Source organism: Streptomyces yongxingensis, assembly GCF_055597465.1.
The window spans coordinates 4,072,096-4,088,901 of sequence record NZ_CM145717.1; the positions used below are offsets into that span (position 1 = coordinate 4,072,096).

General features: G+C 69.4%; 18 protein-coding genes. All 18 read right to left on the minus strand.

Annotation, left to right across the window (positions count from 1 at the left end; translation table 11 throughout):
• Positions 1–123: 123 nt before the first annotated feature.
• The 18 genes from ACZ6TD_RS16965 to ACZ6TD_RS17050 all read right to left on the minus strand — a co-directional run bounded on the left by ACZ6TD_RS16965 (position 124) and on the right by ACZ6TD_RS17050 (position 16,668).
• Positions 124–573: a DUF2550 domain-containing protein gene (locus ACZ6TD_RS16965; protein ID WP_198276172.1), complete on the minus strand. Its 450-nt coding sequence runs from the start codon at positions 571–573 to the stop codon at positions 124–126.
• Between the two features lie 120 nt (positions 574–693).
• Positions 694–1,071, minus strand: coding sequence for a F0F1 ATP synthase subunit epsilon (locus ACZ6TD_RS16970; protein ID WP_471354859.1), 378 nt, complete (start codon positions 1,069–1,071; stop codon positions 694–696).
• 111 nt (positions 1,072–1,182) lie between these two features.
• Positions 1,183–2,628 carry a F0F1 ATP synthase subunit beta gene (gene atpD, locus ACZ6TD_RS16975; RefSeq protein WP_037951025.1) on the minus strand — a complete coding sequence of 482 codons (1,446 nt, stop codon included), beginning with the start codon at positions 2,626–2,628 and terminating at the stop codon, positions 1,183–1,185.
• Positions 2,629–2,632: 4 nt separating this feature from the next.
• Positions 2,633–3,547, minus strand: a complete 915-nt coding sequence (locus ACZ6TD_RS16980; protein ID WP_471354862.1) for a F0F1 ATP synthase subunit gamma — start codon at positions 3,545–3,547, stop codon at positions 2,633–2,635.
• 4 nt (positions 3,548–3,551) lie between these two features.
• On the minus strand, positions 3,552–5,123 hold the full coding sequence (gene atpA, locus ACZ6TD_RS16985) for a F0F1 ATP synthase subunit alpha (protein ID WP_471354863.1): 1,572 nt from the start codon (positions 5,121–5,123) through the stop codon (positions 3,552–3,554).
• 89 nt (positions 5,124–5,212) lie between these two features.
• Complete coding sequence (locus tag ACZ6TD_RS16990; protein WP_471354865.1) at positions 5,213–6,028, minus strand: F0F1 ATP synthase subunit delta; 816 nt, start codon at positions 6,026–6,028, stop codon at positions 5,213–5,215.
• Positions 6,025–6,585, minus strand: coding sequence for a F0F1 ATP synthase subunit B (locus tag ACZ6TD_RS16995; RefSeq protein WP_471354866.1), 561 nt, complete (start codon positions 6,583–6,585; stop codon positions 6,025–6,027). The genes ACZ6TD_RS16990 and ACZ6TD_RS16995 overlap by 4 nt, the downstream gene beginning before the upstream one ends.
• 38 nt (positions 6,586–6,623) lie before the next feature.
• Positions 6,624–6,866, minus strand: coding sequence for an ATP synthase F0 subunit C (gene atpE, locus ACZ6TD_RS17000; RefSeq protein WP_069866835.1), 243 nt, complete (start codon positions 6,864–6,866; stop codon positions 6,624–6,626).
• Between the two features lie 77 nt (positions 6,867–6,943).
• Positions 6,944–7,753: a F0F1 ATP synthase subunit A gene (gene atpB, locus ACZ6TD_RS17005; RefSeq protein ID WP_471354868.1), complete on the minus strand. Its 810-nt coding sequence runs from the start codon at positions 7,751–7,753 to the stop codon at positions 6,944–6,946.
• A 264-nt stretch (positions 7,754–8,017) separates the two neighbouring features.
• Positions 8,018–8,473, minus strand: coding sequence for a hypothetical protein (locus tag ACZ6TD_RS17010; protein ID WP_037951041.1), 456 nt, complete (start codon positions 8,471–8,473; stop codon positions 8,018–8,020).
• Positions 8,474–8,773: 300 nt separating this feature from the next.
• Complete coding sequence (locus ACZ6TD_RS17015) at positions 8,774–10,192, minus strand: MraY family glycosyltransferase (protein WP_471354870.1); 1,419 nt, start codon at positions 10,190–10,192, stop codon at positions 8,774–8,776.
• A gap of 75 nt (positions 10,193–10,267) precedes the next feature.
• Positions 10,268–11,557 (minus strand): serine hydroxymethyltransferase, encoded by a 1,290-nt coding sequence (locus ACZ6TD_RS17020; protein WP_471354872.1) that lies wholly within the window; start codon positions 11,555–11,557, stop codon positions 10,268–10,270.
• A 137-nt stretch (positions 11,558–11,694) separates the two neighbouring features.
• The gene (locus ACZ6TD_RS17025) at positions 11,695–12,354 is read right to left on the minus strand and encodes an arsenate reductase/protein-tyrosine-phosphatase family protein (protein ID WP_191069322.1); all 660 of its coding nucleotides are present in this window, start codon (positions 12,352–12,354) and stop codon (positions 11,695–11,697) included.
• A complete protein-coding gene (locus ACZ6TD_RS17030) occupies positions 12,351–12,998 on the minus strand; it encodes an L-threonylcarbamoyladenylate synthase (RefSeq protein ID WP_014054918.1) in 648 nt (215 codons plus the stop codon). Before ACZ6TD_RS17030 ends, ACZ6TD_RS17025 begins: the two co-directional genes overlap by 4 nt.
• Positions 12,999–13,045: 47 nt before the next feature.
• Complete coding sequence (prmC, locus tag ACZ6TD_RS17035; RefSeq protein ID WP_262701902.1) at positions 13,046–13,891, minus strand: peptide chain release factor N(5)-glutamine methyltransferase; 846 nt, start codon at positions 13,889–13,891, stop codon at positions 13,046–13,048.
• 54 nt (positions 13,892–13,945) lie between these two features.
• Complete coding sequence (prfA, locus tag ACZ6TD_RS17040; protein ID WP_471354875.1) at positions 13,946–15,016, minus strand: peptide chain release factor 1; 1,071 nt, start codon at positions 15,014–15,016, stop codon at positions 13,946–13,948.
• Between the two features lie 125 nt (positions 15,017–15,141).
• Entirely contained in the window at positions 15,142–15,366 is a 225-nt protein-coding gene (rpmE, locus tag ACZ6TD_RS17045) for a 50S ribosomal protein L31 (RefSeq protein ID WP_471354876.1), read from the minus strand.
• A gap of 177 nt (positions 15,367–15,543) precedes the next feature.
• Positions 15,544–16,668, minus strand: a complete 1,125-nt coding sequence (locus tag ACZ6TD_RS17050; RefSeq protein WP_471354878.1) for an LCP family protein — start codon at positions 16,666–16,668, stop codon at positions 15,544–15,546.
• Positions 16,669–16,806 lie beyond the last annotated feature (138 nt).

The window sequence follows — 16,806 nt, forward strand, 5'->3', positions numbered from 1 at the left end:
TTGTTCTTCGTCTGCGGCGCCTTCGTGGCTGGTCGCGCCCGCGCGGCGGAGCCGCACATCGATACAGCCCCGCGCCCCTTCGGGGCGCTGCCCGAACCGTAGCGGACCCCCCCGACCGGTGGATCAGGCCACGTTGACGCGCTGGCCGGGGGGCGCGGCCTCCAGCCAGGCCAGGAAGCCGGTCAGGGCGTCGTCGCTCATGGCCAGCTCCAGCCGGGTGCCGCCGTGCCGGCAGGCGAGCACCACCGCGTCGGAGAGCAGCGCCAGCTCTTCCTCGCCCTTGGGGGTGCGCCGCTCCAGCACCTCGATCGAGGCGCGCTCCAGGATCCGCCGGGGCCTGGGCGCGTAGGAGAAGACCCGGAACCACTCGACGCGGTCACCGTTGTAGCGGGCGACCCCGTACACCCAGCCCTTGCCGCTGGGCTCGGATTCGCTTGGCGGTGGGTCCCAGCGCAGGGAACAGTCGAAGGTTCCGCCGGACCGCTGGATCAGCCGCCGCCGGAGACCGAAGACGAAGAGTCCCACCACCACCAGCGCGACGACCACGCCGCCCACGAGCAGAGCGAGGACCATCTTCACCGACCTCCTCGCGTCATCCGGAAAAACCGCACCTGCATCGCCTCAGCCGCGGACCGCTGAAGGGGAGCTCCAGCGAGGTCCGCGGCTGAGGTTTTCCGACCGTACGTGACAGGCTCAGTGCGCTCCCGCCACCGCGCGCAGCCGGACGTCGGCGCGCCGCTCGGCGGCGGCGTCCGCCTCCGCCTTGGCACGCTCCAGCGCCCGCTCCGCGCGCTTCACATCGATTTCGTCGGACAGCTCCGCGACTTCGGCCAGCAGTGAGAGCTTGTCGTCCGCGAACGAGATGAACCCACCGTGCACCGCGGTCACGACCGTCCCGCCGTCGACCGAACGGATGGTCACCGGGCCGGACTCCAGCACACCGAGCAGCGGCTGGTGGCCGGGCATGACGCCGATGTCACCCGATGTGGTGCGCGCGATGACCAAGGTGGCCGCACCGGACCAGACACTACGGTCCGCCGCGACCAGCTCGACGTGCAGCTCAGCAGCCAACGTGGCTCCTCGGGTCTCTCCCTGCCGGGTAGGGCAGGGCTTTCGTCAAAGAATAACGGGCGTACGGAGAGGGGCGGGACCGGGCCCACCCCTCTCGCGGAGTCACCGGGCTCAGGAGACGCCCAGCTCCTTGGCCTTGGCCTTGAGGTCGTCCAGGCCACCGCACATGAAGAACGCCTGCTCGGGGAAGTGGTCGAACTCACCGTCGGCGATCGCGTTGAACGCGGCGATGGACTCGTCCAGCGGCACGTCCGATCCGTCGAGACCGGTGAACTGCTTCGCCGCGTGGGTGTTCTGCGACAGGAAGCGCTCGATACGGCGGGCGCGGAAGACGGTGAGCTTGTCCTCCTCGCCGAGCTCGTCGATGCCCAGGATGTTGATGATGTCCTGGAGGTCCTTGTACTTCTGCAGGATCGACTTCACGCGCGAGGCGCAGTCGTAGTGGTCCTGCGAGATGTAGCGCGGGTCCAGGATCCGGGACGTCGAGTCCAGCGGGTCCACCGCCGGGTAGATGCCCTTCTCCGAGATCGGCCGGGAGAGCACCGTGGTCGCGTCGAGGTGCGCGAAGGTGGTCGCCGGGGCCGGGTCGGTCAGGTCGTCCGCGGGGACGTAGATCGCCTGCATCGAGGTGATCGAGTGACCGCGGGTCGAGGTGATGCGCTCCTGGAGGATGCCCATCTCGTCGGCCAGGTTCGGCTGGTAGCCCACCGCGGAGGGCATCCGGCCGAGCAGGGTCGAGACCTCGGAACCGGCCTGGGTGAAGCGGAAGATGTTGTCGATGAAGAACAGCACGTCCTGCTTCTGCACATCGCGGAAGTACTCCGCCATGGTCAGACCGGCCAGGGCGACGCGCAGACGGGTGCCCGGGGGCTCGTCCATCTGGCCGAAGACCAGCGCGGTCTGCGGGAGCACGCCGGACTCGGCCATCTCCTCGATCAGGTCGTTGCCCTCACGGGTGCGCTCGCCGACACCGGCGAACACGGAAACGCCCTCGTGCAGCTTGGCCACACGCATGATCATTTCCTGGATGAGCACGGTCTTGCCGACGCCCGCGCCGCCGAACAGGCCGATCTTGCCGCCCTTGACGTACGGGGTCAGCAGGTCGACGACCTTCAGACCGGTCTCGAACATCTCGGTCTTGGACTCGAGCTGGTCGAACGCCGGGGCCTTGCGGTGGATGGACCAGCGCTCGGTGACCTCGGACTCGGCCTCGGGCTCGTTGAGGATCTTGCCCAGGGTGTTGAACACCCGGCCCTTGGTGACATCGCCGACCGGCACCGTGATGCCGTCGCCGGTGTCGGTCACCGCGGCCTGGCGGACCAGACCGTCGGTGGGCTCCATGGAGATGGCGCGGACCAGGCCCTCGCCCAGGTGCTGGGCGACCTCGAGGGTCAGGGTCTTCTTCGCACCCTCCAGCGCCGGGTCGGCGACCTCGACGGTCAGCGCGTTGTAGATGTCCGGCATCGCGTCGACGGGGAACTCCACGTCGACGACCGGGCCGATGACCCGCGCGACGCGGCCGGCGGCCACAGCGGTTGGCTCAACAGTGGTGGTCATAGTGTCAGTCACTCCCCGCGGAGGCGTCGGCCAGAGCACTCGCGCCACCGACGATCTCGCTGATTTCCTGGGTGATGTCGGCCTGGCGGGCCGCGTTGGCAAGCCGCGTGAGCGACTTGATGAGCTCTTCGGCGTTGTCGGTCGCCGACTTCATCGCTCGCCGGGTCGCCGCGTGCTTGGAGGCGGCGGCCTGGAGCAGGGCGTTGTAGATACGGGCCTCGACATACCGGGGCAGCAGGGCGTCCAGGACGTCCTCGGACGACGGCTCGAAGTCGAAGAGCGGGAGGATCTCGCCCTTCCTCTCCTGCTCCTCCGCCTTCTCCTCAAGGCTGAGCGGCAGCAGCCGGTCCTTGACCGGGGTCTGCGTCAGCATCGAGACGAACTCGGTGAAGACGATGTGCAGCTCGTCCACGCCGCCCTCGGCCGTGTCCTTGAGGACAGCCTCGATCAGCGGGCCCGCGATCTTCTTGGCGTCCGCGTAGGTCGGGTTGTCGGTGAAGCCACCCCACGACTCCGTGACCTTGCGCTCACGGAAGGTGTAGTAGGCCACGCCCTTACGGCCGACGATGTAGGCGTCGACCTCCTTGCCCTCACGGGTGAGCCGCTCGGTGAGCTCCTCGGCCGCCTTGATCACGTTGGAGGAGTAGCCGCCCGCGAGACCTCGGTCGCTCGTGATGAGCAGGACCGCGGCACGGGTCGGGTTCTCGCTCTCCGTGGTCAGCGCGTGCTGGGTGGTGGAGCCCTTGGCGACCGCGCCCACCGCCCGGGTGAGCTCGGTGGCGTACGGAGTCGACGCGGCCACCTGGCGCTGCGCCTTGACGACGCGCGAGGCGGCGATCATCTCCATCGCCCTGGTGATCTTCTTGGTCGCGGAGACGGACTTGATCCGCCTCTTGTAGACCCTCAGCTGGGCACCCATGCGCTCAGTCCTCGCCCAGCAGCTTGCCGCCCGAGGTCTCGAACTGCCGCTTGAAGGAGTCGACGGCCTCGCCGAGCGCCTGAATCGTGTCGTCGGACATCTTGCCGCCCTCGACGATGCTGGTCAGCAGCGACTTGTGCTCACGGTGGAGGTAGTCCAGCAGCTCCCGCTCGAAGCGGCGGATGTCCTCGACCGGCACGTCGTCCATCTTGCCGGTGGTGCCGGCCCAGATGGAGACGATCTCGTCCTCGGTGGAGAACGGGGCGTACTGCCCCTGCTTCAGCAGCTCGACCATGCGCGCACCGCGCTCCAGCGACGCCTTGGAGGCCGCGTCCAGGTCCGAGCCGAAGGCGGCGAACGCCTCGAGCTCGCGGTACTGGGCGAGGTCCACCCGGAGGCGGCCGGAGACCTGGCGCATGGCCCGGTGCTGAGCGGAACCACCGACGCGGGAGACCGAGATACCGACGTTCAGGGCCGGGCGCTGACCGGCGTTGAACAGGTCGGACTCCAGGAAGCACTGGCCGTCGGTGATGGAGATGACGTTGGTCGGGATGAACGCCGACACGTCGTTGGCCTTGGTCTCGACGATCGGCAGACCGGTCATCGAACCGGAGCCCATGTCGTCGGAGAGCTTGGCGCAGCGCTCCAGCAGCCGGGAGTGCAGGTAGAAGACGTCGCCCGGGTATGCCTCACGGCCCGGCGGGCGGCGCAGCAGCAGGGACACCGCGCGGTAGGCGTCGGCCTGCTTGGACAGGTCGTCGAAGACGATCAGGACGTGCTTGCCCTCGTACATCCAGTGCTGGCCGATGGCCGAGCCGGTGTAGGGGGCCAGGTACTTGAAGCCCGCCGGGTCGGACGCCGGGGCGGCGACGATCGTCGTGTACTCCAGAGCGCCGGCCTCCTCCAGCGCGCCGCGCACGGACGCGATGGTGGAGCCCTTCTGGCCGATGGCGACGTAGATGCAGCGGACCTGCTTCTTCGGGTCGCCGGAGCGCCAGTTGTCGCGCTGGTTGATGATCGTGTCGACGCACAGCGCGGTCTTGCCGGTCTGCCGGTCACCGATGATCAGCTGACGCTGGCCACGGCCGATCGGGGTCATCGCGTCGACGGCCTTGTAGCCGGTCTCCATCGGCTCGTGCACCGACTTGCGCTGCATGACCGTGGGGGCCTGCAGCTCGAGGGCGCGGCGGCCCTCGGTCTCGATCTCGCCGAGGCCGTCGATCGGGTTGCCCAGCGGGTCGACGACGCGGCCGAGGTAGCCCTCGCCGACGGCGACCGAGAGGACCTCGCCGGTGCGGTGCACCTGCTGACCCTCCTCGATGCCGCTGAACTCACCGAGGACGACCGCACCGATCTCGCGCTCCTCGAGGTTGAGGGCGAGGCCGAGGGTGCCGTCCTCGAACTTCAGCAGTTCGTTCGCCATGGTCGAGGGAAGACCCTCGACCTTCGCGATGCCGTCGCCGGCAACGCTGACCGTACCGACCTCCTCGCGCGAGGCCGCGTCCGGCTTGTACGCCTGGACAAAGTTCTCCAGCGCGTCCCGGATCTCCTCCGGCCGGATCGTGAGCTCCGCCATCTGGGTTCCCTGCTCTCCTTGTTGGGCCCGAAGTGTTTGACTACGGCCCAACTCGGGCCGCTTACATGCTTGTTGAGTTGGTGGCTGTGTCAGCCGGCCATCCGCCGGGTCGCCTCTTCGAGGCGGTCCGCGATGGTCCCGTTGATGACCTCGTCGCCGATGCGCACCGAGATCCCGCCGAGGACCTCGGGGTCCACGTCGAGGTTGAGGTGCATCTTCCGTCCGTACAGCTTCCCCAGCGCGTCACCGAGCCGCTGCTTCTGCCGGTCGCTGAGCGGCACCGCGGAGGTGACGACCGCGACCGTACGGTCCCGGCGCGCCGCCGCCAGCTTGGACAGCTCGTCGAGACCCGCCTCCAGGCTACGACCCCGCGGATGGGTCACCAGACGGATCACCAGCCGCTCGGTCCGCTGGTCGGCGCGGCCGCCGAGCAACTCGCTGACCAGCCCGGACTTGGCGGAGACGCTCGCGCGCCGGTCGGTGAGCGCGCCGCGCAGCTCGGACGAGGAGGAGACGATCCGGCCGAACCGGAACAGCTCGTCCTCCACGTCGTCGAGGGTGCCGGCCCGCTCGGCCGCGACCAGGTCGGCGGCGCTGGCCAGCTCCTCGAGCGAGTCCACCAGGTCGCGCGAGCGCGACCAGCGGGACCGGACCAGGCCGGAGACCAGGTCGATGGTCTCGCCGCCGACCTGCCCGCCCAGCACCCGCGCGGCAAGCGTGGCCTTGGCCTCGCCGGGCTGCGCCGGGTCGGTGAGGACCCGGCGCAGCGAGACCTCGCGGTCGAGCAGCGCGGTGACGGCGGCCAGCTCATCGGCGAGCTTCGTCGCGTCGACGGCGGTGTTGTCCGTCAGGGCGTCGAAGCGCTCGCGCGCGGCTGCCAGTGCCTCCCGGCTCGCTCCGTTCATCGGCCGGCCTCGGCCTTCGAGCCATCGGCCGCCTTCGCCTCGAGCTCGTCGAGGAACCGGTCGATGGTGCGGCTCTGCCGGGCCACGTCCTCGAGCGACTCACCGACGATCCGGCCGGCCAGGTCGGTGGCGAGCCTGCCCACGTCCTGGCGCAGGGTCTGAGCGGCCTGCTTGCGGTCGGCCTCGATCTGCGAGTGACCGGCCGCGATGATCTCCTCACGCTGCCGCTGGCCCTCCGCGCGCATCTCGGCGATGAGCGCGGCGCCCTGCTCCTGCGCCTCCTGGCGCAGTCGCGCGGCCTCGTGGCGGGCGTCGGCGAGCTGGGCTCGGTAGTCCTCGAGGACCTGCTGGGCTTCGGCCTGAGTGGCCTCGGCCTTCTCCATGCCGCCCTCGATCGCCTCGCGGCGCTCCTCCAGAACCCGGTTGATGTTCGGGAGGAGCTTCTTGGCGAGGAAGATGAAGACGATGGCAAAGGCGATCAGGCCGATGACCAGCTCCGGGATCGGCGGGATGAGGGGGTTCTCCTCCTCAGCCGCCACCTGTACCAGGGCGTTCACATCAGTGCCTTCCGTCTGTCGTGGTTAAAGCGGTCCGTTCAGGACCTGAAAAGGAAGCCCATGACGATACCGATCAGCGCGAGCGCCTCGCAGAAGGCGAAGCCCATGATCTGGTTGGCGCGGATCAGGCCGGCGGCCTCGGGCTGACGGGCCAGGGCCTGGGTGCCGTTACCGAAGATGATGCCGACGCCGACGCCGGGGCCGATGGCGGCGAGACCGTAACCGATCGAACCGAGGTTGCCGGTGATGCCGTCGGCGGCGAGGGTCTGGAGAGCGGACATGCCGGTTCTTCCTTTGCGTTTCATGGGCCGGTGGGGGTTGGCCACCGGACGTCTGATGGTCTGGGAGGCAGGTGTGCTCAGTGGTGCTCGGCGAGCGCGCCCTGAACGTAGTTGCAGGCCAAGAGCACGAAGACGTACGCCTGGACAGCCTGGATGAAGAGCTCGAAGGCGGTCAGCAGAATCGTCATCACGAAGGACGCGCCCGCGTAGGCGATCCCGATGCCGTTCAGCAGGTACCAGGTGCCGATGGTGAACATCAGCAGCAGCAGGTGACCGGCGAACATGTTGGCGAAGAGCCGGACCGCGTGGGTGAAGGGCCGGATGATCACGTTCGAGAAGAACTCGATCACGACGATCATCGGCAGGATCCCGCCGAGCTCCTTGTCGTAGCCGGTGATGTTCTTCCAGCCGCCGACGAAGCCGTGCTTCTTGAAGGTCAGGTACATCCACAGGATGTAGACGATGGCGGCGAGACCGGCCGGGAAGGCGATGATCGACGTCACCGGGAACTGGGCGACCGGAATGATCGACCACAGGTTCATGATCCACACGAAGAAGAACAGCGAGACCATGAAGGGGACGTACTTCTCGCCCTCCTTCTTTCCGAGGGCCTCGTAGACCAGCCCCCGGCGCACGAAGTCATAACCGGCCTCGCCGACCATCTGCAGCTTGCCGGGGACCACCTTGGCCCGGCCGAAGGCCGCCCAGAAGAACCAGACGATGGCGACGGTGCCGAGCAGGGCGAGCAGCATCGGCTTGTTGAAGTCGAACCCGCCGACCGAGAAGAGCGGCTCGAACTTGAACGAATGGAGTCCGGGTGCCGGAAAGCCGCACCCGTCGAAGATGTGGCAGTTCGTCTCGAAGGCGAGCGTCTGGTCAGAACTCACCGCGAGCTCCTTCAGCGTGGCGCATGGGTACGGCAACCTCGTTGTGTCGGCGCGGCACGCGGCCACGGAACGGCACTGGACTGGTCTTACGAATGTGGGGGCGGCTGATCGGCACGTGGCCGAGTGGTATGTCGGGCATCAGCTGCATGGGCCGCCGATTCCATCCCGTGCATTCGGGGGGTTCGGCTACCTGCGCCCGCTGTGCCTCAGATGGCACCGGACGATAGCAGGTGAGCGCACATGCTCTTATCCCGGGCCTACTTCTCACGGCGTGGACCCGGCGGGAGCGGACTTCTTCGCCCCCTCGGGCTTACGTTCGTCCTCGGCTTCCGGCTCCACATAGAGGATCTTGGCCTTCATGTGCGCACGAGTCTGTGCGCCGACCCACACCAGGGTCGCGGCGAGCAGTGCGAGGGCGAAAGCCTTGACGTTGAACAGCGTGGTGTCCTGGAACACCGCGAGCACGACCGCCACCAGCAGGAACTCGGCCATGAAGAGCACCATGCCCATGGCCTGGAACAGATGCGGCAGGTGCTTCGCCGTGCGCTCCAGCACGATCAGCCCGGAAGCCATCACCACCACGGCGACGAATGTGCCAAAGCCCGCGCCGATCGCTCCCTTGCCGCCTGCGAGCACAGAACCGACGGCGACGGCGACCACACCGGCGATGGCTGTGGGCACGGCGCAACTCAGGAGCGTTCTGGCGTCGTTGGACTGCATGAGGGGTTTCTCCGGCAAGTGTCGGAAGCAACGATTCGTCGTGGACGAGCGTATCCCCGGGGACAGAGGGGACCTCACGAGGAAGAGCCGTCGCCCCACGGCCCCTCGGGTCTAGCACCGGGTTTAGTGAACGGTATCACAAACTATTTGATGAGGTCTTTACCCGCCGAGTGTGCTGCACGTCACACGGGAGAGTTATGAGGTGTGTACCGTGCTGACGCCGTCCTGTGATCTTCAGTGCTCTCGCCGGGCCCTCCGCCGGATCGATGACTGGGGATATCGGGGCGATGACTGGGGAGATTACTGGGGTGTTCCGATGCGCCGGCGGTGGGTGAAGCGGGACCGGTCGCCGACCGCGGTGGCGCCGTTCACACCGTTCGCCCCGCTGTTCGCTCCGTTGCTCACGCCGCCGTTCACTCCGCCGTTCATCCCGGAGCCCACCGGCTCGGGCTCGGCCGGCCCCGGCTCCGGGGCGGCGGACCCGGCACCGGCCGTGGCCGCCACGGGCTCGGCGGGTGCCCCGGCGCCCCGCTCGGCCCTGGCGATCCGGTTGGCGCGGCGGTAGCGCGGCGGAACGAACGCCTCCGCCCAGCGCGGAACGCGCGGGGTGAACCGCGGCAGCAGCAACAGCACAAGACCGACCCCGCTCAGCGCCACGATCGCGAGCACGAACCACACACCGGCCGAGTTCACCGAGTACGCCACGGCGCCGAAGGCGATCAGCGCCGACCAGAAGTACATGATCAGGACGGCCCGGCTGTGCGAGTGGCCGATCTCCAGCAGCCGGTGGTGCAGATGGCCGCGGTCGGCGGCGAACGGCGACTGGCCCCGCCAGGTGCGCCGGACGATGGCCAGCACCAGGTCGGCGAAGGGCACCGCGATGACGGTCAGCGGCAGCAGCAGCGGGATGTAGACCGGGACGGTGGCGTGCACCGCGGCCTGCTCGGACCCCTCGAACAGCTTCATCGCGTCCGGGTCCACCTGGCCGGTGATGGAGATGGCGCCCGCCGCCAGCACCAGCCCGATCAGCATCGAGCCCGAGTCGCCCATGAAGATCCGCGCGGGGTGGGCGTTGTGCGGCAGGAAGCCCAGGCACATCCCCATGAGGACGGCGGCGAACAGGGTGGCGGGCGCGGCCGCCTCCAGGCCGTAGCCGTACCAGATGCGGTACGCGTACATGAAGAACGCCGCGGCGGCGATGCACACCATCCCCGACGCCAACCCATCGAGCCCGTCAACGAAGTTGACCGCGTTGATGGTGATGACGACCAGCGCGACGGTGAGCAGCGTGCCCTGCCAGGGAGTCAGCGAGACCGGCCCCACACCGGGCACCGGAAGCCACAGGATGGTCAGACCCTGGAGCACCATCACACCGGCGGCGATCATCTGGCCGCCCAGCTTGATCAGCGCGTCCACGCCCCACTTGTCGTCCAGCACCCCGAGCAGCCAGATCAGCCCCGCCCCGGACAGCAGCGCCCGTGGCTCGTTGGAAACCTCGAAGACGTCCTTGAGGTTGGTCAGGTGGGCGGCGACCAGCAGCCCCGCGCACAGCCCGCCGAACATGGCGATGCCACCGAGCCGTGGCGTGGGCTCACGGTGCACATCACGGGCACGGATCTCGGGCATCGCACCGGCCGCGATGGCGAATTTCCGCACCGGCCCGGTCAGCAGATAGGTGACCGCGGCCGTGATGCACAGAGTCAGCAGGTATTCACGCACAGGCTGCCCCAGAGGTATCGCTGGCCATCACAGCCCCACACCCTATGCGTGTCGGACGCCTCTCGGTGAACGTACTTACAGACGTCCTACACCTTCGGATGGTTGCATGATTCGGCCCTCGTCCGGATAGGGCGGAAATCTCCCCGCCAGTTCCGCCACCTTTTCCCTTACCACGCCTTCGTCCCGCAACACGGTTCCCATGAGGTTGGCTATGCGCTCCATTTCCGGCGCTCCCATTCCCTGGGTGGTCACCGCCGCGGTGCCAAGACGCAGCCCCTTGACGCATCCCCGGGGGTCGGTGGCGGACGCCAGCGCGCAGGTGTCCAGGACGATCCCGGCGGCCGCGCAGCGACCCTTCGCGGTGCGTCCGTCCAGGCCCAGCGGGGCCGGATCGGCGGTGATCATATGGGTGTCGGTGCCGCCCGTGGCGACCGCCAGGCCCTCCCCGACCAGGGCGTCCGCCAGTACCCGGGCATTGGCCACCACCCGCCGCGCATAGGCGGTGAAGGCGGGCGCCGCGGCCTCGCCGAACGCCACCGCCTTGGCCGCGACGGAGTGCATCTGGGCCCCTCCCTGGGTGAACGGGAACACCGCCCGGTCCACCCGCTCGGCGAGCTCCGCACCGCACAGCAGCATCCCGCCGCGCGGCCCGCGCAGCACCTTGTGTGTCGTTGCGCACACCACGTCCGCGTACGGCACCGGGGACGGCGCCGCCTTTCCCGCGACCAGGCCGATCGAATGGGCGGCGTCGGCGATGAGATACGCGCCCACCTCGTCCGCGACGGCGCGGAAGGCGGCGTAGTCCAGATGGCGGGGATAGGAGATCGACCCGCAGACGATCGCCTTGGGGCGGTGGGCGTGGGCGAGCCCGCGCAACTGCTCGTAGTCGATCAGCCCGGTCGCCGGATCGACGCCGTAGCCGATGAAGTCGAACCAGCGGCCGGAGAAATTGGCGGGCGAGCCATGGGTGAGGTGGCCGCCGTGCGGCAGCGCCATCGCCAGCACCGTGTCCCCGGGCCGCAGCAGCGCGGCGTAGGCGGCCAGCACGGCGGAGGACCCCGAATGCGGCTGCACATTGGCGTGCTCGGCGCCGAACAGCGCCTTGGCCCGGTCCTGGGCCACCCGCTCGGCGATGTCCACGATCTCGCAGCCGCCGTGGTGGCGGGCGCCGGGATACCCCTCGGCGTACTTGTTGGCCAGCGGCGAGGCCAGCGCCGCCAGCACGGCCGGCGAGGCGTAGTTCTCGGCCGCGATCAGCTGGAGTCCGCCGGAGACGCGGTCGATCTCGCTCAGGATGATTCCCGCCAGCTCCGGGTCCTGGCGGGCGAGGCCGGCGAAATCGGGGCCCCAGGGGGTGACGGCCATGGCGTGCTCACAGCCTTCGGAGGCGACAGCGCCTCTCGCTTACGTGGTCACCCCCAATGTAGGCCCCGCGACGCCGCACGGCGCGCCGTGCGGCCCGTGAAGGCCCCCTCACGCCGCGCCCCCGGCCCTCCGAGGCGCTACGCGGGGGCGGGAACGCCCGTCAGCGCCGTGACGACCGGGTCCAGGGCCTGGTTGATCTCGTCCCCGATGGAGCGGAAGAAGGTGATCGGCGCCCCGTACGGATCGTGCACCTCGTCCGCCTCCTCGTTGGGCGCCAGCAGCCAGCCGCGCAGCGCGGCCGCCGCCTGCACCAGGGCGCGGGCCCGCTCCACCACACCGCCCGCCTCCTCCGGGTCGGGCAGCGTCGCGGGGTCTATGGCCCGCACCAGCCGGGTGAACTCCTTGAGCGTGAAGGTGCGCAGCCCCGCCGAGTGCCCCATCGAGATCACCTGCGCCCGGTGGTCGCGGGTGGCGGTCAGGACCAGGTCGGCGCGGATGACGTGCTCGTCCAGCAGCTCACGGCCGAGGAAGCCCGCCGGGTCGGCCCCGAAGTCGGTCAGGACCGTCGCGGCGTGCGCCTCCATGGGCGCGCCCTCATGGCCCCAGGTGCCGGCGGACTCCACGATCAGACCGCGGGTGCGGGCGCTTCCGAGACGGTGGGCGAGGGCGTGCCGGGTCAGCCGCTCGGTGATCGGCGAGCGGCACACATTGCCGGTGCTGACGTGGAGGATGCGGAAGGTGGCCTCGGCGTTCTTCTCACGGTGTTCCGCTATGCCACGCCCCTCAGGGGCTGTCAATTGGCCACCTCGAGGTCGGGTACGACCTCCCGGAGCTGCTCGGCGGTGAGCGCGCCCGCCCGCAGCAGCACCGGCACCTTGCCGGTCACGTCGACGATCGAGGAGGGCACGGCGGCCGGGGTCGGCCCGCCGTCGAGGTACACCGAGACGGAGTCCCCCAGCATGTCCTGGGCGGCGTCGCAGTCCTGCGGGGAGGGGTGTCCAGTCAGATTGGCGCTGGAGACCGCCATCGGGCCGAAGTCCGTCAGCAGCTCGATCGCCACCGGGTGCAGCGGCATCCGGACCGCGACCGTGCCCCGGGTCTCCCCCAGGTCCCAGGTGAGCGACGGCTGGTGCCGGGCGACGAGGGTGAGCGCGCCGGGCCAGAAGGCGTCCACCAGCTCCCAGGCCATCTCGGAGAAGTCGGTGACCAGTCCGTGCAGGGTGTTCGGCGAGCCGACCAGCACCGGTGTGGGCATGTTGCGGCCGCGGCCCTTGGCCTCGAGCAGATCGCCGACCGCCTCGGCGTTGAAGGCGTCCGCGCCGATGCCGTAGACGGTGTCGGTGGGCAGCACGACCAGTTCGCCGCGGCGGACGGCGGAGGCGGCCTCGCGCAGGCCGGTCTTGCGGTCAGTCGCGTCCCCGCAGTCGTATCGCCGTGCCATTTAACGGACCTCCTCGTACGTGGCCAATGTGTGGTGCGGTGCCGCCGTCACGGCATGGCCTTCCGCGCGGTGGCGAACCGGGGCCGGTTGTTCAGGTCGGGGTGGTCGGCGGCGTCCGCCCAGCCACGCTCCTCGGTGAAGATCCACGGCACCTGGCCGCCCTGGGTGTCTGCGTGCTCGATGACCACCACGCCCCCGGGGCGCAGCAGCCGGTGGGCGGTGCGCTCCAGGCCACGGATGACATCGAGGCCGTCCTCACCGGAGAAGAGCGCGAGCTGGGGGTCGTGATCGCGGGCCTCCGGCGCCACGTACTCCCACTCGGTCAGCGGGATGTACGGCGGGTTGCTGATGACGAGGTCCACCTGCCCGTCGAGCTCGGGCAGGGCCGTCAACGCGTCCGCGTGATGGAGAACGACGCGGGACCCCTCGACGTTCTTGCGGGCCCAGCGCAGGGCGCCCTCGTCCAGCTCCACGGCGTGCACCCGGGAGCGCGGCACCTCCTGGGCGAGCGCGAGCGCGATGGCCCCGGAACCGGAGCACAGATCGACGATGAGCGGTTCGACGACGTCCATGGCGCGCACCGCGTCTATCGCCCAGCCGACCACCGACTCGGTCTCCGGCCGGGGCACGAAGACCCCCGGTCCGACCTGGAGCTCGAGATAGCGGAAGAAGGCGCGGCCGGTGATGTGCTGAAGGGGCTCGCGGGCCTCGCGGCGGGCGACCGCCTCCCAGTAGCGGGCGTCGAAGTCGGCGTCGGGCACGCCGTGCAGCTCACCCCGCTTGACGCCGTGCACAAAGGCGGCGAGCTCCTCCGCGTCGAAGCGCGGTGAGGGCACGCCCGCGTCGGCCAGCCGCTGAGTGGCCTGCGCCACCTCCGCGAGCAGCACGTTCACTGAATTCCTCCAGCCGGTCCGGACAAGGGCACGAAGCGTTGATCAGTGGGTGGCTCAGCCCGCGGCCGCCAGCTTGGCGGCCGCGTCGGCGTCGACGCACGCCTGGATGACCGGATCGAGTTCGCCGTCGAGCACCTGGTCCAAGTTGTACGCCTTGAAACCGACACGATGGTCCGAGATCCGGTTTTCCGGGAAGTTGTACGTACGGATGCGCTCGGACCGGTCGACGGTGCGGACCTGGCTGCGCCGCGCGTCCGACGCCTCCCGCTCGGCCTCCTCCTGGGCCGCGGCCAGCAGCCGCGAGCGCAGGATGCGCAGTGCCTGCTCCTTGTTCTGGAGCTGGCTCTTCTCGTTCTGGCAGGAGACGACGATGCCGGTGGGCAGGTGGGTGATGCGCACCGCGGAGTCGGTGGTGTTGACCGACTGGCCGCCGGGTCCGGAGGAGCGGTAGACGTCGATCCGCAGATCGTTGGGGCCGATCTCGACCTCGACCTCCTCGGCCTCGGGCGTGACCAGCACACCGGCCGCGGAGGTGTGGATACGGCCCTGGGACTCGGTGGCGGGCACCCGCTGCACCCGGTGCACCCCGCCCTCGTACTTCAGCCGGGCCCAGACGCCCTGGCCGGGCTCGATGGTGCCCCTGGTCTTGATCGCCACCTGGACGTCCTTGTAGCCGCCGAGGTCGGATCCGTTGGAGTCGATGATCTCGGCCTTCCAGCCGATCCGCTCGGCGTACCGCAGGTACATCCGCAGCAGGTCGCCGGCGAACAGCGCGGACTCCTCGCCGCCCTCCCCGGCCTTGACCTCCAGGATGACGTCCTTGTCGTCGCTCGGGTCGCGGGGGACGAGCAACAGCCGCAGCCGGTCGGTGAGCTGCTCGCGGCCCTGCTCCAGCTCCTTGACCTCGTCCACGAAGTCGGGGTCGTCCTGGGCCAGCTCGCGGGCCGTCACGATGTCGTCCCCGGCCTGCTTCCAGGCGCGATAGGCGGTGATCACCGGGGTCAGCTCGGCGTAGCGCTTGTTGAGCCGCCGCGCCTCCCGCTGGTCGGCGTGGACCGCGGGGTCGGCGAGCCGCTTCTCGAGGTCGGCGTGTTCGCCGATGAGTTCCTCGACCGCCTCGAACATCGGAGGGCTCCCTGAATGGTCTGCGTGGTGGCGTTGCGGAAAGGTGCCGGAGGGCCGGTGACGACAAAACGCCGGTCCGGTCGCCCCAGGGAAGGGGCGACCGAAGACCGGCGCCGTGCGGGTCGCTACTTCTTGGCGGACCCGGCGTGCTTGCCGAAGCGGGCCTCGAACCGCGCCACACGGCCACCGGTGTCGAGGATCTTCTGCTTGCCCGTGTAGAACGGGTGGCACTCGGAGCAGATGTCGGCGCGGATGGCGCCGCCGCTCACGGTGCTACGGGTGGTGAAGGAGGCGCCACAGGTGCAGCTCACCTGCGTCTCGACGTACTCCGGGTGGATCTCGCGCTTCAAGGGATTCTCCTAGGTTCGGGAGGGCACCGGGTCGACGGGCGGGTTGCCTGTCGTGAACCGGGACCGACGATCCAGTTTGCCAGTACTGGCCGCATCCCCCAAAACCGGGGGGCGGGCCCGGATATTCCCGGCCCGCCCGGGAGGCTGTCGGACGCCCTCTGACGACCGTGGACGGCCCTACTTGACGACCTTGCCCGCGCTGGTGGCGTCGCCCGCGGAGCCCTTGGTGGCGGAGGCGGGGACCGGCCGGTCATGGCGGAGCGCGGTCCATATCAGCTTGGCCTTGCGCTCCATGGGCAGCACCCGGGCCGGGTTCTGCGGGTCGTACTCGACCGGCAGCGTGGTCATCTTCATGTTGCCCGAGCCGATGCCCTTCAGGGACTCGGCGAAGCCCTTCAGCTTGCTCACCGAGGCCAGCTCGGAGTCGGTGGTGAGAGCCTTGGTGGAGGTGTCCGCGAGGTCGTAGAGCTTCTTCGGGTTGCCGAACACGTCCACGTGCTTGACCTGGTCCAGCAGCGCCTTGACGAACGCCTGCTGGAGCTTGATCCGGCCGAGGTCGCTGCCGTCGCCCACGCCGTGCCGGGTGCGCACCAGGCCCAGCGACTGCTCCCCGTTCAGGGTGTGCGGGCCCGCCTCCAGGTCGAGGTGGCTCTTGGGGTCGTGGATCGGGGCGGTGGTGGTGATGTTGACGCCGCCGAGGTCGTCTATCAGCTGCTTGAAGCCGGAGAAGTCGACCTCGAGGAAGTGGTCCATGCGTATGCCCGTCATGGCCTCGACGGTCTTGATGGTGCAGGCCGGGCCGCCGGCCTCGTAGGCGCTGTTGAACATGGCCGCCCGCACGGCGGGCGTCTGCTGCCCGCCCTTGGTGGTGCAGGAGGGCCGCTCTATGAGGGTGTCGCGCGGGATGCTGATGACACTGGCCTTCTTGTGGCCCTTGTAGACGTGGACGATCATCGCCGTGTCGGAGCGGGAGGTGCCCTCGTCCGTGCCGTACTTGGCGTTCTTGCCGGCCCGGGAGTCGGAGCCGAGCACGAGGATGTCCATCGAGCCGTTGTCGACGTTCTCGGGGCGGTTGGCGCCGAGGGCGGCGTTGACGTCGACGCCGGTGAGGTTGCCGTTCAGCTTGTAGTAGAGGTAGCCGAGTCCGGCACCGCCGAGCACCAACACGGCGGCCAGCGTCCACACCGTGTAGAGCACGGCCCTACGGCGCGTGCTGGGCCGCTTGCGACGGCGCCCGGCCGTCGCCCCGCGGGCGCGGTGGCGGCCCGGGCTCACCGGTGCGTTGCTGCTGTCCTCGGCCATGTGCTCCTCAGTTCTCTTTAGCTGCCCGAGTACCCCCTGCCGTCACGGTCAGGCGTGGCGTCGCGTCGCGCGGTGGAGTCAGCCTGTGTTCCGGCCCGTATTCCGACCTGACAGATGGAAGGCCGGCCGCCAGGGTTG

What these genes read in the sequence shown, in the direction of transcription:
- prfA (WP_471354875.1), bottom strand. Translation starts at nt 15,016, where the DNA reads ATGTTCGAGGCGGTCGAGGAACTCATCGGCGAACACGCCGACCTCGAG.
- ACZ6TD_RS16990 (WP_471354865.1), bottom strand. Translation starts at nt 6,028, where the DNA reads ATGAACGGAGCGAGCCGGGAGGCACTGGCAGCCGCGCGCGAGCGCTTC.
- ACZ6TD_RS17020 (WP_471354872.1), bottom strand. Translation starts at nt 11,557, where the DNA reads ATGGCCGTCACCCCCTGGGGCCCCGATTTCGCCGGCCTCGCCCGCCAG.
- ACZ6TD_RS17050 (WP_471354878.1), bottom strand. Translation starts at nt 16,668, where the DNA reads ATGGCCGAGGACAGCAGCAACGCACCGGTGAGCCCGGGCCGCCACCGC.
- ACZ6TD_RS16965 (WP_198276172.1), bottom strand. Translation starts at nt 573, where the DNA reads ATGGTCCTCGCTCTGCTCGTGGGCGGCGTGGTCGTCGCGCTGGTGGTG.
- atpE (WP_069866835.1), bottom strand. Translation starts at nt 6,866, where the DNA reads ATGTCCGCTCTCCAGACCCTCGCCGCCGACGGCATCACCGGCAACCTC.
- ACZ6TD_RS17030 (WP_014054918.1), bottom strand. Translation starts at nt 12,998, where the DNA reads ATGGCACGGCGATACGACTGCGGGGACGCGACTGACCGCAAGACCGGC.
- atpD (WP_037951025.1), bottom strand. Translation starts at nt 2,628, where the DNA reads ATGACCACCACTGTTGAGCCAACCGCTGTGGCCGCCGGCCGCGTCGCG.
- ACZ6TD_RS17010 (WP_037951041.1), bottom strand. Translation starts at nt 8,473, where the DNA reads ATGCAGTCCAACGACGCCAGAACGCTCCTGAGTTGCGCCGTGCCCACA.
- atpA (WP_471354863.1), bottom strand. Translation starts at nt 5,123, where the DNA reads ATGGCGGAGCTCACGATCCGGCCGGAGGAGATCCGGGACGCGCTGGAG.
- ACZ6TD_RS16980 (WP_471354862.1), bottom strand. Translation starts at nt 3,547, where the DNA reads ATGGGTGCCCAGCTGAGGGTCTACAAGAGGCGGATCAAGTCCGTCTCC.